This window comes from Actinomycetota bacterium, assembly GCA_030774015.1.
In the GTDB taxonomy this organism is placed as follows: domain Bacteria; phylum Actinomycetota; class UBA4738; order UBA4738; family JACQTL01; genus JALYLZ01.
Genome location: JALYLZ010000133.1, coordinates 1 through 15728, shown reverse-complemented (window position 1 = coordinate 15728; position 15728 = coordinate 1). Strand labels below are relative to the sequence as shown.

Annotated in this window: 14 protein-coding genes; 11 read left to right on the top strand and 3 right to left on the bottom strand. The window is 64.4% G+C overall.

Annotated elements, in window-relative coordinates:
- Positions 1 to 11: 11 nt before the first annotated feature.
- A complete protein-coding gene (locus M3Q23_13160; protein ID MDP9343008.1) occupies positions 12 to 752 on the bottom strand; it encodes a hypothetical protein in 741 nt (246 codons plus the stop codon).
- A 270-nt stretch (positions 753 to 1022) separates the two neighbouring features.
- Between M3Q23_13160 and M3Q23_13155 the strand changes: the two genes are divergently transcribed.
- The 5 genes from M3Q23_13155 to M3Q23_13135 all read left to right on the top strand — a co-directional run bounded on the left by M3Q23_13155 (position 1023) and on the right by M3Q23_13135 (position 3936).
- Positions 1023 to 1775 (top strand): hypothetical protein, encoded by a 753-nt coding sequence (locus M3Q23_13155; GenBank protein MDP9343007.1) that lies wholly within the window; start codon positions 1023 to 1025, stop codon positions 1773 to 1775.
- Positions 1776 to 1990: 215 nt separating this feature from the next.
- The gene (locus M3Q23_13150) at positions 1991 to 2314 is read left to right on the top strand and encodes a hypothetical protein (protein ID MDP9343006.1); all 324 of its coding nucleotides are present in this window, start codon (positions 1991 to 1993) and stop codon (positions 2312 to 2314) included.
- A gap of 291 nt (positions 2315 to 2605) precedes the next feature.
- Positions 2606 to 3166, top strand: a complete 561-nt coding sequence (locus M3Q23_13145) for a hypothetical protein (protein ID MDP9343005.1) — start codon at positions 2606 to 2608, stop codon at positions 3164 to 3166.
- Between the two features lie 305 nt (positions 3167 to 3471).
- Positions 3472 to 3648 (top strand): hypothetical protein, encoded by a 177-nt coding sequence (locus M3Q23_13140; protein MDP9343004.1) that lies wholly within the window; start codon positions 3472 to 3474, stop codon positions 3646 to 3648.
- A gap of 69 nt (positions 3649 to 3717) precedes the next feature.
- On the top strand, positions 3718 to 3936 hold the full coding sequence (locus tag M3Q23_13135; protein ID MDP9343003.1) for a hypothetical protein: 219 nt from the start codon (positions 3718 to 3720) through the stop codon (positions 3934 to 3936).
- A gap of 110 nt (positions 3937 to 4046) precedes the next feature.
- Here M3Q23_13135 and M3Q23_13130 read toward each other — a convergent pair whose 3' ends face one another.
- The gene (locus M3Q23_13130; GenBank protein ID MDP9343002.1) at positions 4047 to 4625 is read right to left on the bottom strand and encodes a hypothetical protein; all 579 of its coding nucleotides are present in this window, start codon (positions 4623 to 4625) and stop codon (positions 4047 to 4049) included.
- Positions 4626 to 5407: 782 nt separating this feature from the next.
- Between M3Q23_13130 and M3Q23_13125 the strand changes: the two genes are divergently transcribed.
- From M3Q23_13125 to M3Q23_13110, 4 genes are all read left to right on the top strand, one after another.
- Positions 5408 to 6811, top strand: a complete 1404-nt coding sequence (locus M3Q23_13125) for a PQQ-binding-like beta-propeller repeat protein (protein MDP9343001.1) — start codon at positions 5408 to 5410, stop codon at positions 6809 to 6811.
- Between the two features lie 400 nt (positions 6812 to 7211).
- Positions 7212 to 8477, top strand: a complete 1266-nt coding sequence (locus tag M3Q23_13120; protein ID MDP9343000.1) for a GspE family protein — start codon at positions 7212 to 7214, stop codon at positions 8475 to 8477.
- A 377-nt stretch (positions 8478 to 8854) separates the two neighbouring features.
- A complete protein-coding gene (locus tag M3Q23_13115) occupies positions 8855 to 9235 on the top strand; it encodes a very short patch repair endonuclease (protein MDP9342999.1) in 381 nt (126 codons plus the stop codon).
- A complete protein-coding gene (locus M3Q23_13110; GenBank protein MDP9342998.1) occupies positions 9232 to 10383 on the top strand; it encodes a DNA cytosine methyltransferase in 1152 nt (383 codons plus the stop codon). The genes M3Q23_13115 and M3Q23_13110 overlap by 4 nt, the downstream gene beginning before the upstream one ends.
- A gap of 50 nt (positions 10384 to 10433) precedes the next feature.
- Here M3Q23_13110 and M3Q23_13105 read toward each other — a convergent pair whose 3' ends face one another.
- Entirely contained in the window at positions 10434 to 11372 is a 939-nt protein-coding gene (locus M3Q23_13105) for a hypothetical protein (GenBank protein ID MDP9342997.1), read from the bottom strand.
- A 363-nt stretch (positions 11373 to 11735) separates the two neighbouring features.
- Between M3Q23_13105 and M3Q23_13100 the strand changes: the two genes are divergently transcribed.
- Together M3Q23_13100 and M3Q23_13095 are read left to right on the top strand one after the other, a co-directional pair.
- The gene (locus tag M3Q23_13100) at positions 11736 to 13445 is read left to right on the top strand and encodes a DUF262 domain-containing HNH endonuclease family protein (protein MDP9342996.1); all 1710 of its coding nucleotides are present in this window, start codon (positions 11736 to 11738) and stop codon (positions 13443 to 13445) included.
- 282 nt (positions 13446 to 13727) lie between these two features.
- Positions 13728 to 15185, top strand: coding sequence for a DUF5677 domain-containing protein (locus M3Q23_13095; protein MDP9342995.1), 1458 nt, complete (start codon positions 13728 to 13730; stop codon positions 15183 to 15185).
- Positions 15186 to 15728: the final 543 nt, after the last annotated feature.

The following is a 15728-nucleotide window of genomic DNA, read 5'->3' as shown; positions in this document are numbered from 1 at the left end:
GATGAAGGCCATCAAGCCATGGCGACGCCTCGACGGGTGGGGGGCAGCAGGCCTAGCTCACGCGCCTTCTGGATGCGCTTGGCCACGGTCGAATGGGCGAGGTGCAGTTCGTCGGCAACCGCCTTGGTCGGGCGGGACGTGTTCCCATAGGCTTCCCTGTACCGGTCAACCGTCTCCTCGAGCTCGGAACGGTCAAGAGGAGGGCGTCCCCTCTTCCGCTTCCTGGCTGCCTCAAAGAAACGGGCCACTTGAACGGCCTCACGATGGGCCTCGCGGGCATGCCCTACCTGAGCGGGGTCGAGGGACGGATTAGCCAGCGCGGCCGAGTACAGCCGCTCGTACTGGTCGTCGATCGGCGGCTCATTCACGATCTGGCCGAGCTCGCCCGCCTCCTTCGCAATCTCTCGGCGGCTCTCCTCGATGAGACGTCCCAGTTGGATTCTTCGAAGGTCGGACGCCCGGATGGGGTAGGCCGTGGAGTCGTGGGCATCACCGCGGCCCCTGATCTCTACCCGGACCGGCTCGAGCCGTCCCTCCACGTCTGCGAACTCCACTACCACCCATACTGGTCCCACCTCGAAGATGCTGTACAAGTCAAAAGGCCGATCGTCGACGCCGAAGCTATCCAGCTTCGCTGCGTCCTCCCGCCGCGCCAGGCGCTCGTACCGGAACGGGTACTTGAACGTCTCATGCTCGCCGACAGGCCAAGCCGCAACTTCCTGTGTGCCTCTGGTTTGAGTCTTGTGTGTCACGTCCAAAGTATAAGGCAAAGTATTGTCCGAGCTTTGCCTGTGGCCCTAGGCTCGGTTCATGCACCCCCCAGCGACGGCCCCACGCGCAAGTCATCCCAGGGAACCGTTGCTCACCGCGTCGCAGATGGCCGTGCTCCTCCATGTACCGCTTCGCTCCATCTACGCCCTGTGTGACCAGGGCATTCTGCCCGTCTTCAGGGTCGGCCGGCTCCTCCGGTTCAGGTGGGATGAGGTCCTCGATGCCCTGGCGGCCCATCGAGAGCGCGGCTGGTGAAGCCCGCTGCGGACCTGCCGCTCCTGCCGCCCTCGTGGCCGCCGTGCAACTACCTCTCAGACCTGGAATGGTTGCTCGCCAACCCAGACCTGACGACCTGTCCGGATTCCTTCTGCGTCACGTGCCGTCTGCAGAAGTCGGTTCAGACCGCGGCAGCGGTGGCGATGGCCGGCCCGGAGCGCCTCCCGCTGATCGCTCTCCCGGATCCAGTGGAGGATTGGTCCGACCTGAAGGGGGTCTCGGAGTTCCTCCGTGCCGGCCTCCAGGACATCGACGAGATCCTGTCGGCCCAATACGCGGCACCCTGCCTCCTCGTCGCCCGCATCGAGCTGAACCAGCACAACCAACCACACGTCCACCTCCTCAGCCGGAGAGCGAGGCTTAGGGCGAAGCGCTTCCGGGAGGCCTGCGCGGAGGCCGGCCTGAAGGGGATCGCGACCATTCAGCAGGTGCAGGAGTCACCGCGGGGGGCGGCGTTCTACGCCTTGAAGATCGCGCTGGCTCCCTACGTCCTTTCCTACACGGCGGCCGAGATCATCACGGAGTTCGACGAGCGGCTGAACCCGGGCATCCTCGCCCACCAGGTCCCCGAGTTCTGGCGGGACGACAAAGGCGAGTCCCTCGGCACCCTCGACGCCGCCCGCAAGGCGACGGAACCGCTCGTCCAAGACGTGCTGCGCTGGGCCAGCAAGTACCCGTTCATCGAGAAGATGCCTCCACTGGTCCTAGAGACGCTTGGGTTCCCGTAGCTTCACGGCTGGCAGGCCGGGCTGGCAATTCTCAAGAAAGGAGCAAGGAAGTGACTTTGGAAGAAGGTCCAAACCCGAACATCGGGAGCCTGTCGGAGCTGAGCGAGGTGCTGCCAGGCGCTGACGCCATCCAGGATGGCCTGGCTCGCAAGGTCCTCCCACCCACGATGAAGCTTCTTGGGTCTGACGGAGTGGGGTTGCCTGCGGCCCGGTTCATGGGACAGAGCATGAACTGCCAGAAGTCCAAGAACGGCGAGCCCTGCGGGAAGTGCCGGACGTGCTCGGAGATCGCGGCTGGCGAGTCCGTGGCGGTGATCGAGGTGCCCCCGAACCTGGCCACGGCGACGAACATGCGAGACCTCCGGCGGCAGCTGATGGCGGAGCCTGCCGGGTTCGCCTGGCAGCTCGTGGTGTTCGACCGGGTCGACCTCGTACGGAGTCCCGTGGCCCGGGAAGTGATCCGCACCATGCTGAAGACCATCCCTCCCGAGACCACGTTCGTGCTGATCGCTCCGGCAGCGGGCGCCGCCTGGCTCTAGGGCGCGCTCGGCGAGACGGAGTTCCTCGGGGAGCCCACGGGCTCCCCGAGCCGCATTCGGGCCCCTTCCGATTTGTCAGAGACATCGATTTGAATCCGCGCCTCCAGACGGCAGGGGACGCGGATGGCGACACCAACCTCATGTCCGAGACCGGGTCCACCCTTCGTGGACCTACACACCGGGGAGACGGTCAGGCCGGCGTGCGGGACGTTGGCGTGCTCGTACTGCGGCCCGAGGCGGGCACTCTCGACGGCCTACGCCATGGTCCTGGCCCGACCCACGCTGAGTGGCGTGGCGTCCTTGGGAACGCACGGACCGGTCACCGACACGCATGCCATCCGGCGGGCGTACAGGGCCACCGCCGGAGGGATGCGGCGCGTGGCTCTTGAGATGCGCCGAGGGGGACGGTCCTGGGAGCACGTCTGGATCCTTGAGCTGAGCGAGGGCCTGGTGCCCAACGTCCACGTCCTGGCCCGTGCGGATGCTCTAGAGCCGGACCGGTTCAGGGAGGCTGCCACAGCGGCGCGCCTGGGGTGGGCCGACCTCCAGCGCCTCAGGTATCCGGAGAGGATGGCCAGGTACGTCCTCAAGCTCCCGCTGGCGCCGCTAGACCTCGAAGTGGACGATCCCGCGGCCTGCCTGCACCTCCATCTGGCACTCAACGGAGGCCGGCTCGTCACGGCGACTCGCCGGTTCTGGCTCGACCGGCATGGAGCACAAGCCCGGGGTCTCCGGGCGGCGAGGGCGGAGGCCCGGAGAGCACGGAAGGCGGAAGGCGGACCATCGGGGGAGCCACGGGCTTGGAGGGAGGGGTGGAAGCTGCCGCCGACCGACGGAGTGCCTCTCGTCTAGGCAGCGGTCGGTCTGCCAGGCCGGCTCCGGGGCAGGGCGACCCGGCGGGACCGCCCGGATTTCGCGCTGTGGGCGCCTTTGGGCCGCCGTTCTCCCTGGTCCGAGGGGGAGACACAGGGGGAGGCCGTTCAGAGCCTTCCGCTGCCCCTTCTTGGCCTCGGACGGAGCTGTCATCGCCTGCGGGTACCATCCGCGCCCCAAACATCTGGAGGGACGGGGGGGAGATGGCGAGGCCTGAGGAACGACTCGGCTTGGCAGGGGCTGGACGGCCAGAGATCCGGGTTCGGAGGCGCCACCGCTGGCTCTTGCTGCTCGGCTACAGGCTGACGCAGGAGCAAGCACGGGCGATCCACGAGGAAGGCACGGTCAGCTTGGGGCGGTGGGGCACGATCGACGTGGAGATCAGCGGGCCGACGTGCGAGGTCTGCGAGGCGGACTACGACGAGGCCGCCTACTCGTGCCCGGGAGATCCGGCTGGGTAACGGGCGCGGCTATCTTGTTGTGGGGGCGAATCGAGAACGAGCCGCGGCGCAGCCGGCGGAGGAGCACGGATGTACGAAGTCAACTCCTGTGACTACGGGCACGAGACGACCGAGGAGACTCGGCGGTTGCCAATCGGAGGCGACGCCGGCGTCATCGTGTGTGAGGAGCACTACCACGCGGAGATCGAGAGCCGGAAGCTGGCGGCCCTTGAGCGGGGAGAGCCCGATTACCGAGGCTACCCGGCGTGGGAGGAGCTCGAGGTGTATGAGCCACGGCGAGGAGCCTGATCCTCGTCTAGGTACGGAGCCGCGATTGTCGTTCAGTCCGCGCGGCCGAGCGGCGTCGGGGCCGGGGGTGAAGGTCGGACGGACAAGGCTTCGCCCCACTGCCCGGGAGCCTAGTAGAGCGTGCTTCCGAGGTGCTCATCCGTCAGCCGAAGGAAGGACGCGATCCGCCCCGTGTGGAGCCTCGCTTCGGGCGCGATCCGAGACAGCGTGAACAGCCGAACCAGGGCGCGGATCAGTCGCTCGATGGCCACCACGAGGGTGCGGGCCATCCGGTCGGAGTGTGCCTCAAGGCCTGAGTCGGTGGTGAACTCCACCACCCAGAAGGGATTCTCCTCCAGCACCGCGTGCTCGATGTCGCCCCACGCCTCGTCAGGCGGTCGGAAGGGAAGACTCCTGCCCGTGACCACGTCCAGGTTGTAGTAGCGGGCCTGGTCGCCGAACTCCGCGAGCGCCCGCACCACCTGACGGAGCCTCTCGTCGTCCCGTATGTAGGCCAGGTCCTCCTGTGCGGCCGGGCGCTCCAGGTACGCGTCGTCGAAACAAGTCGCGATGACCACGTCGAGTAGCCGGACGAGGTCGTGCGTCGCGGGGATGTCCGACGGATTCGGGAACCGGCCCTGGTCTTGAAGCACGGCAAGGCAGAGCACGACCTTCATGAGCCGTTCGAGGCCGCTCGCGAGCAGCAGCATGGGGAGGTGGAACGAGGGGTCCGCCTCAAGCTTCGCTTGCTGGATCGCTCGAAGCCCTGTCCTCAGCAGCCTGATGGCGAGGCACCTCCCGCCCAAGGAGCACCGCGCGGCGAAGGTCCATCTCGGGCATGAGCCGAGTGTAGGAGCACTGAGAGGGTGGAGCAGGTCGAAGAGCGCCGTCGCGCGCGCGAGCCGATTGCTCACGCGGGCGTGCGCTACCCGCGCCTCCGATCGCGGTGGAAGACTGGGGTCAAGACCAGCTTCAGGACAGGAGGGTCTACCGGAGGGGCCGCGTGCGCGAGACGAGTCGCTCCGCGCACGGGTGAGTGGTTGATCAACTTCCGTGGGGCCGGCCCTTCCCGACCCGATCAAGCACGGACACCGTGATCCGGAGGTGCATGCTCGGGGTGAGCCCGGCCGGCGTCGGATCCCGAGCCAAGCACCCAGTGGCGGGGCTGCCGAGGGGGTGCCTCGTTGGAGGACATCCTGACGTGAGTCAACGAAGGCCCTTCGAGGACATTTCTGGTGAGCTCGGCCGTTTGACTCTCGCCTGACTGCGGCCGAAACTAGATGCTGTGTCCGCATTCCGGCCCGCCCGCCTTCAGGGCCTTGTGGTTGCAAGCGGTCTTATCGCTTTGGCCACTCTCACTTGGCCAGCCCAGGCGGCGGCCGCCTCCATCACTCTGTCACCGACCTCTGGGCCCCCAACGACTAGAGCCACGATCGCGGGGACAGGTTTCGGTTCCAGCGAGTCGGTCGTCGTTTCGTTCGACGCCACTCAGGTGGCGAACGCCACCACCGACTCGTCAGGCGCGTTCTCCACCTCATTCACTGTCCCGAAGTCCGCTGCCCCTGGCGATCACACCGTGACCGCTGCGGGGCAGAGTAGTGGGCTGTCAGCCACCCGTAACTTCCTGGTTCGGACCGACTGGCCCAAGTTCCATTTCGGCGCGGGGAACGGAGGCTTCAACAAGTACGAGAACCTCATCGGCCCGTCCAACGTCTCGGGTCTTGCCCCTGCGTGGACCGCCGCGACCGGGATAGAAACCTACTCAGCCCCGGCGATCGTCAAGGGTATCGTTTATATAGGGTCACCCACGAGCATGGGGTCACCAGACGCTAACCTCTACGCCTTCAGCGCCTCGGGGACCACGGGGTGCTCGGGCACGCCCAAGACTTGCCAGCCCTTGTGGACGGCCCCCACGACTTACATCGGCAACTCCTCGCCTGCCGTGGCGAACGGTGTGGTCTACATCGGAGCCACCGGTTTCTACGCCTTCAGCGCCTCGGGAACCAAAGGGTGCTCGGGCACACCGAAGGTGTGTCAGCCGCTCTGGACCGCAGACAACGGCTACGCCATCGACTCCTCGCCGGTGGTGGCGAATGGGGTGGTCTACGTAGGGTCGATCGATGACAACCTAGAAGCCTTTAGCGCCTCGGGGAGCACTGGGTGCTCGGGGACTCCCAAGGTCTGCCAGCCGCTATGGATCGGGCCGACGGGGAACCAGATCGGCTCCTCCCCCGCCGTTGCGAATGGCGTCGTCTACATCGGGTCGAACGACCACAACCTGTACGCGTTCAGCACGTCCTCGGCTGGATGCTCGGGGACGCCGAAGACTTGCCAGCCTCTCTGGATTGGCCCCACCGGCAGCTTTGTCGGTTCCTCGCCGACGGTTGCCAACGGAGTGGTCTACGTGGGGTCAGTCGACAGCAAGCTGTACGCCTTCAGCGCCTCGGGCACGACGGGCTGCTCGGGGACCCCCAAGGTCTGCCAGCCCCTGTGGACCGGTGCGACGGGTGGAGGCATCGTCTCCTCTCCTGCACTCGCAAACGGAGTCGTCTACGTCGGCTCGGATGACGGGAAGTTGTATGCCTTCAGCGCCTCCGGCACGACGGGCTGCTCGGGGACGCCGAAGATCTGCCAGCCCCTGTGGACGGGGGCTACCGGGAACGCGGTTCAGTCTTCCCCAGCGGTTGCGAATGGGGTCGTGTACGTGGCCTCGTACGATGGAAGCCTGTACGCCTTCAGCGCGTCAGGAACGACCGGGTGCTTGGGCATTCCCAAGACGTGTCAGCCCTTGTGGATCTCCTCTGCCCACTTCGATCTCTCTTCCCCGGCGGTTGCCAATGGAGTCGTGTACGCCGGCTCCGACGATGGGCAGCTTCACGCATTCGGCCTCCCTTAGGGGAGCGGTCGCGTGACGTTTGTGGGTCTGAACCAAGAGCCAGGTGGTCGGGGTTTGGAACGGAGGTTCGCTACGAGTAGGCACTCCATGATCTCCCTGACAGCTGGTGACCGCGGGACGAGGCACTCGCTGAGGCGCCGCCTGGAGGGGGCGGCTCTCTGGGTATTGATGCAGGTCAGGGGACTCAACGCGCCTTGGTACAACGCAGGCATAACGCGCGCCTGGTGACTTTCCCGCCCAGCCGGCTCGTCGAGCATGGCCCGTGGCGGACTGCGGGCGCAAGCGTGTTCCACCGTGGCCAGCGATCAGGCGACCACGCCGCGATGGAATCTTCCGGATCCCGATCAGCCGGGTCGGTTTTGCTGCCAGGCACTCTGGGGCCGGTCGTACACTCGTCGTCGTGATCAAAGTCTCGGCTTCGCAGGTGTTCGTAGCCGGAGGGCTACCCACGGTGACGTACAACCCACGAGCGGACCTGCGCCTCGAGGATCGGTTGCGGGATTATCTAGACGAGCGACACAAGATCCTTTCTGTCTCGGGCCCCACCAAGTCGGGCAAGACCGTGCTTCTCCGCTCGGTGATCAAGGAGGGCGTCTGGCTGGCCGGCGGTGAGATCGGCACGGTTGCCGACTTCTGGGCAACAGTCGGAGACAAGCTGGAGGTCCTGCTGGAGGAGCAGATCGCGAGGCGGGACGAGGAGGCCACGTCCACGGGGACGAGTGGAGGAGGCCACGTCAAGCCGTTTGGCATCGGGGGAGGCGTGGAGCATCAGCGAGGGCAGTCGAGTACGACCGGCGAGACGAGGACTCGAGTACGCACGCGGCCGACTCAGGCTGCTGTGAAGGAAGCGCTGGAGCGGCTCTTGCCGGTGGTCGTGATCGACGACTTCCACTACATGCCGCAGGACGTGCAGGTCGGCGTCGTTCGAGGTCTGAAGGACCTCGTGTTTCAGGGGTTGGGGGTCGTCCTGGCAGCGGTGCCTCATAGGGCGTACGACGCTGTTCGAGTGGAGAAGGAGATGACGGGCCGCGTCGTGCAGCTCCCGATCGACTTCTGGTCGGAGGGTGAACTCCTGGGCATCACGCGCGCAGGGTTCGCTGCCTTGAATCTCCTTGACCCAGGCGAGACGCTAAGCAGCCGGCTCGCGGACGAGAGCTTCCAGAGCCCGTTCCTCATGCAGGACTTCTGCTTGCAGCTTGTGAAGACGAACGGCGTCCGCGAGGCGGCCGGCGCGCCGATCACCCTCGCAGCGCCGGACTGGGATGCCTTCTTTCGAGGTCAGGCGTCGGCAGCATCGAAGTCCGCGTTCGACCTCCTGGCTCAAGGGCCACGTCAACGTCGGGACCGAAAGCCGCGGACTCTTGCCGACGCGCGCGTTACGGATATCTACGGGGCGGTCCTCGCTGCGATTGCCCACACCGGGCCGCTTACGCAGCTCACCTACGTCGAGCTGCGAGGAGCGCTTCGCCATGTGCTGAAAGACGATCCGCCGTCCCAGCAGGAAGTCACTCGGGTCCTTCAGGAGATGAGCAAGATCGCGAAGGAGAGGATCGAGGGCGAGCCCGTTGTGGATTACGACACGGAGCTTGAGACTCTTCATATCTCGGATCCGTTCTTTGCCTACTTCCTGCGTTGGGGGATCCCCGCGATCCCTTCATCGATCTAGCACCAGCTGGTCCGCCTTGCCCTCCAGATCGGCCGAAGCCCCCGGCGGGTCGCCAGGATGTTCTACGAGGCTGGTGGTCTTTGACGACGTGAGCACCTGACGGGCCAGCGCCCCCCGCTGGGTCTCACTTAGGAACATGGAAACCAAGAGACTTCCTGAAGCTCCCCTGCGGCAGGGGACCGCTTCCTCCGGGGGGAACCGCTCGCTTCGTTATCCCAGGCCAGGATGCCGATTCCAGGGTCAGTCAGCCGTTGGTAAACACTCGGAGGTTGCCCGCGACAGCCAGATCGGCCAGAATGACAGGGATGTCATTCCCGGGTCGAACAGAGGCGCCCCCAGCAGGGTCATGGGCCTCGTCTCCCGCGGTGCATCGGGTGATGCGGGGGAACAGGAAGCGAGACACTCTGCCCGAGCTGGCCCTTCGGCGACAAGTCCATCGGGCGGGGCTTCGGTACCGAGTTGCGAGGCGCCCTGCACCGGGCGTGGGGACGGCGGACTTGGTGTTCGCTGGGCCGCGGTTGGCGGTGTTCGTAGACGGCTGCTTCTGGCACGGGTGCCCTGAGCATTTCAAGCTCCCTCGGACTAACCCGGGGTACTGGGGACCGAAGATCGAGCGGAACCGTGCCAGAGATGCTGAGGCGAACGAGGCGCTCGGGCTGGCGGGCTGGACTGTCGTACGCGTCTGGGAGCATGAGGACATGGCCTCGGTGGCGAAGCGGCTGGTCAGGCTGGTGCAGAGCCGAAGGAAGGGTCAGTGAAGCCAGGAAGGGGACGCACTGGAGGCCGTCGGACGGCCGTCAGCCTGTTCTCGGGAGCTGGCGGGCTCGACCTCGGGGTCGACCAGGCTGGGTTTGACGTCATCTACGCAGTGGAGAGCGAGCCGGTCGCAGTCCAGACCCTCAATCGGAGCCGGCCAAAGTACTTCAGGGCCCTGGATGCCGTCGAGCCGCACGACATCACCCGTTTCGATCCCGCTGACATGCTAGACAAGCTCGGGCTTCTGCCCGGCGACGTCGACCTCCTGATCGGTGGGCCCCCTTGCGTCGCGTTCTCGAAGTCTGGGTTCCATCTGGAGTACAAGCGGCAAGGTCGTGACCCTCGAGCGGGTCTGCTCTGGGACTACCTCCGGTTCCTAGATGTACTTCGCCCCAAGGCATACCTCATGGAGAATGTGTTCGGGCTCGCCTACCGGAACCAGTCGGCGCCGTTCTTCGATGGACTCCGCGCTGGTATCCGACAGCTGGGCTACTCGCTGACCTACGGGGTCCTGAACGCAGCCGACTACGGCGTACCTCAGAACCGCCAGCGGCTGTTCCTCGTGGGCGCACGCGACAGGCGTGTGCTCGACCTCCCCTCACCGACCCACTGGGGGGACCACGAACGGCGGCGCCGGCCAGCGTTCGCGAGCGAACTGCTGCCCCATGTGACCGCCGGCGACGCGCTGTCGGGCCTGGTGTGCGAGCGGGAGCCGGGCGAAGATGTGAACGGCAAGTTTGGGCATTTGCTGCCCGAGATTCCTCCGGGCCGGAACTACCTCCACTTCACTGCCCACGAAGGCCATCCGCGCCCACTGTTCGAGTGGCGCTCCCGATATTGGACGTTCCTGTTGAAGCTGGACCCTGAGAGGCCGGCGAGCACCATCCAAGCTCAGCCGGGCCCGTACGTCGGCCCGTTCCACTGGGACAACCGGCGGCTCAGGGTGCCCGAGCTCCGTCGCCTGCACGGCTTCCCCGACGACTTCGACTTCGCTGGAAGCCGGCGGGAGGTTCAGGTCCAGATCGGGAACGCGGTCCCCCCTCCGCTCGCCAGGACCATCGCGACTGCGATCAGGAAGCAGCTAGAGGGGCAAGCGCCGACCAGCCGTTCCGAGCAACTTGAGCTTGCCCAGTCGGCTGCGGCAAACTGATCTACCCTTCCCGACAAGCGGACTCTTCAGGCGCTGAGGGGCCAAGCCATCTAGACGCCGGGCGAGGGGATGTTGACCTGAGTCGTTCTCCTGAGTTCGGCGAGAAGGTTTCGACGGCCATCACGGGTCGAGAGGTAGAGCTCGACGAAGTCGGAGAAGGCCATGGTCTCCTCCTTGACGCTGATGTGGACATTAGGATCCGTGTTCATCCGTTGGCGATAGACGTACGGGCTTCGTTCGTGGCGATCGTAGAACAGCTGTCTACACCTACCAGCTGAGATCGCCCGGAACGGCAAGAGAGACAGATCCTTCTCCCCATAGCCCACGTGGGCCATAAGCTTGTCTAGTCGATCCCCGACGGTTCCCTCGATAAAGGAGTCCTCGATGTCGCGCGGCATCTCCTTCGCGGAGGTTAACAGGGCGAAGGTCTCTCGCTCCGGGCCGGACAGAATCTGCCAGTATCCAGTCCGGAGACGATCGAGTAGGGTCCAATCGACCAAATAGACGTAGATGAGCGGCGGGACCTGGGCGGTCTCGGATCCAAAGATCTTGTATGTGGCGATCGGCAGCGTGTCCTCGGGGCTGAGACCCACCCATCTCTGGGAGTCGCGATATTGGACACCTGCGTTCTTCAGGTTTAGTGCGATCTCGAAAGGCTCGGCTGGCTCGCTAACCCTATAGTCCACAAAGTTGCGAAGAACGGTCTCCTCCTGGAAGGTGAGCCCAAGCTCGATCAGGACGTGGCCAAAGGCTCTCTGGAAGACAAGTTCCGTGAACCGTCCTGAGACGAGGTTTGCGAATCGGATCTTCCAACGAGACGGTTGGAGTCGAACACCCCTCAGGGCCAGCACAGCTGTCGGAGTGTGCCGTCGTCCGGTCAGTACTGCCAGCTCGCCTGCTACCTGCTCAGGAGTGAGCCCCGAGTCAACGCTTAGATGCTGCATGAGTCCAGCTCGGAGGAGCCTAGAGGTCGCGACGTGCTGATCCACTGACAGACGAAAACGCTCAGGGAGTTCTGGCCTATGGAATAAGCGCCACATGCTTCCTGGGCTCGGCAAGGCCCCATCCCAGGAAGTGGCCTGTTCCCAAGCTAGCTGGTCCCTGCCAGGCACGTCGCAGAGTTTACGTGGAGAGACAGAGGATGGAAGGGCGGGGTTCGATGGTCACAAGCAGGTGTCGGCTGAGGCTGCACTGCTGGGGGAGTGGCCTAGACCTAGACCTTGGGCTGAGAGAATCCGTCACAGCTCCCGGCTCTCAGCCCACAAAGGCATAACTACGCTGGCTCTGGAAACGGTTCGCCTCTCGCTAGTCCGTCGTCGCACTCGACGGCGGCGGTGACATACGATTCATGGATGCCAACCGTTCCTCCGCAGACCAAGGGGATTCTGGAGTTCCTGGATTTCAACAACAACCTGCGGACGCCGGCTTTCCAGCGATCGTTCGCCTGGGGCCGCCCTCAGGTCGACGATTTCTGGAACGACCTCAAGCGTGCCTTAGATGCCCCTACGGGTTCAGAGGACTACTTCCTGGGGCTTGTGGTGCTCGACGATTCTGATGAGATCCAAGACGGGCAGCAACGTCTCGCGACGACGCTGCTGCTAGCTGCGGAGATGCAGAAGTTGATCGAGGCAGCCAGGAGCAGCGGCCCTCACAACGCGCAGGTAGCTACAGACGCATTGGCCCAGATCGCCCCAGCCCTGCGGCAATCACCGTCTGCTCCTCTTGTTGTGAGCGCCCAGGACCAAGACGTCCTCTTGAACCGGGCAGGCATCCGAAGCGACTTGCCCGAGTCCGCGAAGCGCCTGGAGGCGGCCCGAGGGCGGCTTCGCTTTCATCTCGAGGGTGATCTGAGCCAACGGACGACGCCTGACGCGAAGCTGGGGCGCCTCAAGCAGTGGGGGGAGTTCCTTCGCGGGCAGGCATACACGGTCCTACTTCGGGTCCCACCCAAGGACGCGCACAACATATTCGAGACGCTGAATACCCGTGGTGTACGTCTCACGAATGGTGATCTTGTCAAGAGCCACCTGATCGCTCGAGCCACAGATGTTTCACTTGCTGTCCTGAAGTGGAATCAGATTACGGAGACACTCAAGGATTCCAGTGGGAAGTATGAGGACGATCTAGAGAGCTTCCTTCTTCACTATTACGGATCACGCTTTGGAAAGACGACGAAGGCGGAGTTCTTTACGGACTACCGACGGGAGATTGAGAGTGCCGACGCTTTGGCCACCCTCGACGAGCTGCTTGCTAGCGCCGATCTCTATCGAGCCCTTGCCGACCCAGAAGCCGTATCAAGCTTCTGGGCGCAACTGGGCTCTGGGACGCAGCAGGCAGCGGAACTTCTCAACGGCCTGGGCTTGAAGCAGTTGCGGTATCTCCTCCTCGCTGTTCTCCGAGATTTTGCTAGTCGGCGGGCGTTGGCCGTGCGACGCCAGAGACGAGGCGAGGCGGTGCGCAAGATCGCTGCATGGTCCGTCCGTGGCCTCGTCCACGGTCAGACAGGAGGCGGCGACGCCGAGCGGACGTACATCACGGCAGCCAAGGAGATTCGGGAAGGCAATATCCAAACGGTTGACGAACTCCGGGCCTGGTTCATCCAGCGCGACATGTTGGTCCTGGACAACGCTCTGTTCAAGCAGAACTTCAAGGCCTTCCAGTTCGACAGCAAGTTCTCTCACAATCGGGCGCGAGCTGTTCTCTACGCACTCGAGTATTGGAGAATCTCAGATAAGTCCGGGTTGCGTCCCCGGGAGACGCTGACACTCGAACATGTTCTTCCGCAGTCGCCTAAACTCGGCCAGTGGACGCAGTTCACGAGCGACGCACGAACGGCGTACACCTACAATCTTGGAAACCTTCTCCTGATCGATGGGCCGTCGGGAGCCAACAATCAGCTTGGTGCGAGTACGTGGCCCGAAAAGAGAGCCCTTATCCGGAGTTGGGGAGATCAGACACCCCTCACGACCGAGGCCGTGACGCGTAGGGACTGGACGCCGCAGACGATCGAGAGACGGAATGAGGCGTTGGCCGCACTCGCTGTCAGGGCATGGAGCGCGTGAGCCAGCGCCGGGTGAATCCGATGGGGTCGTGTCTCTGGTCGGCAACCTGGTGGAGACTCCCTCGATTCGGACCAACACCCCCTCTGAGCACACAACTCTAGGTTAGGTCCCAAGTCCTCCCATAGGGTGTCCTGCCCCCTACTAACATGGACCACGACTGTGACGAAGAAGCGAAAGCGTCCAAACAAGGCTGGACAGGGGGCCTCTCCGCGTAGCTCCCCTTTGTCGGCCCACGCGAGGCAGGGGAAGAAGCTCGTCCCGCCGCTAATGACATTGACGAACGTGGCCTTCACGAAATGGTTGACCGACGTCTTCCCCGACATGCTTTGGCTGTGCGCGCTCATCTCGATCGACCTTGACGACGGGATGCGAGCAGCGTCAGCGGCCTTGAATATGATCGACGAGGCGCTGAAGGAAGCCAAAGCCGAAGGGGCCGTCGTGATGGATGGTCGGCTCACGAGCCTGGAAGCAGTTCCCGAACAGGCACGGGTCGCCGCTATCGCCAAGCTTCAGCGGGCGCAAGGTTACGAGCTTGCTGTGCCCGAGGACTTCGCACATGCGCTCGGCATGTACCCGGGCGCACCCGGGTCGTGGCTCACCGAACCGTGGAAGGGACGAGGCTTGGTGATCGATTGGGAGGTCGCCCAGAGATTTCTTGCACGCGTGATCACCGATGCCCACCATGGGCAGTCGGACGTCTCGACACGGGCGAAGTTCATCGCGCTCTCTCGCTGGGCGAAGGCTGGGAAGCTTCGGCTTCCGCATGATTCCGTCATGGTCGAACTCTTCCCTCGGTACCCCCACGGCCTGGACGAAGAGGAGAAGAAGCTGGCGGAGTCCATGGCACGGGCCGCCTTCGGGGCACTCGTCGGCGCGGCCGCACAGGATCAGGCGAAGGAGGGCGTGGACTGGGGTCAGGAGTTCTGGCGCTCCAACTGGCGTAAGTTCGCATGTTCGTTTCGAGATCCCTCGGTGGCCTCTTCCGACACTAATGAGGTGGAGCGAGCTCACGAAGCCCTTCAGGGCCAAGCCCAGGCCATCCATCGACGGTTCCTCGAGGTAGCCCAAACCGCGGACCCAGATCTCTACAGTCCGGATCGCTTCGAGGTCCTTACTGGGATCACGGCCGCCTCGATCCGCGCGGTCGCGGGGGCCAGCCGCACCCCACTTCTCTGGTCGGCTGAGCATGGCGTCCCGATCCTCCGCTCGATCGTGGAGTCGCTGATCGTGTTGCGCTGGCTCGTGAAGAGGGATGACCCCTCAATGTTCAGGCGCTTCAAGGACTATGGCGTGGGTCGGCTGAAGCTCCTGAAGCTGCACCTCCAGGAGTACTTGGACGCCCAGGATGAGCCATCAGAGGAACTACAGGCATACGCGGACTACCTGCAGGCCGAGGTGAACCAGGACACGTTTGAGGAGTACCAGGAGATCGACCTCAGCGGGACCTTCAGCGGCCTCGATGCTCGGAAGATGGCCGCGGAGGTCGATATGGAGATCGAGTACAGGTTCGTGTACGCACCGACTAGCGCGGCGGCGCATCGGGAGTGGACCACTCTGGACCGCTACTCGCTGGAGCGGTGCGAGAACCCGCTCCATCGGTGGCATCGCATGCCACGCCGGGACCTCTCCGTCTTGATCGGACCCGAGATCATCGAGACCGGCCTTTCGATGGCTGAGGATATGGTGGATGCCTACCAAGAGGCTGTGAGTCGCTCGACGGGGAAGCCGTCCTCGGCATAACGTTTGCATAACGACTCGAAGTCACCTCACGGTACTCAACGGAACTCCTGAAGTGTCGATTCGCCCTGCTCAGGCCCCTGACCAGCGGTTTCGCCCCGCCCTTACAAGGCGGAGGTCGGTGGTTCGAAACCACCAGCGCCCACAGAGGGGAGGGTGGCACGACCTGGGCGAACTCCTCAGCGGTGAATTCGCCCGGCGTCGCCGGGCGCCCCTCTGTCAGCCCCCGATACAGGCCCTCCGCTTCTACACTTCCAGGCAGTTGACCGCGTCGTTCGAGACGAACCCGAGCTCGTCCTTGGCGTTCCCGGTCCTGGTGTCGGGCCACACGGCCAGCAGGCACAAGCTGTTCCATACGTTGCCGGTGGAATCGCCGATGTAGTGGCCGCCGAACCCGTCGTTGTTCAGGTCGGAAAACGGGCTCCTCGCTATTTCATGTGGGTTGAGGCCATGTCCAGCTTCCCCGCGATGAGGTAGGTCATGGCGATGAGGTTGGCACTGGTGCGGTATCCGCGGGCCCGACGCTTCGACGCCTGGATGAGGGAG

Bases quoted from the DNA above. Each gene is read 5' to 3' on its own strand.
- M3Q23_13150 (MDP9343006.1), top strand. From the start codon at position 1,991: ATGGGACAGAGCATGAACTGCCAGAAGTCCAAGAACGGCGAGCCCTGC.
- M3Q23_13135 (MDP9343003.1), top strand. From the start codon at position 3,718: ATGTACGAAGTCAACTCCTGTGACTACGGGCACGAGACGACCGAGGAG.
- M3Q23_13130 (MDP9343002.1), bottom strand. From the start codon at position 4,625: ATGCTGCTGCTCGCGAGCGGCCTCGAACGGCTCATGAAGGTCGTGCTC.
- M3Q23_13115 (MDP9342999.1), top strand. From the start codon at position 8,855: ATGCGGGGGAACAGGAAGCGAGACACTCTGCCCGAGCTGGCCCTTCGG.
- M3Q23_13100 (MDP9342996.1), top strand. From the start codon at position 11,736: ATGCCAACCGTTCCTCCGCAGACCAAGGGGATTCTGGAGTTCCTGGAT.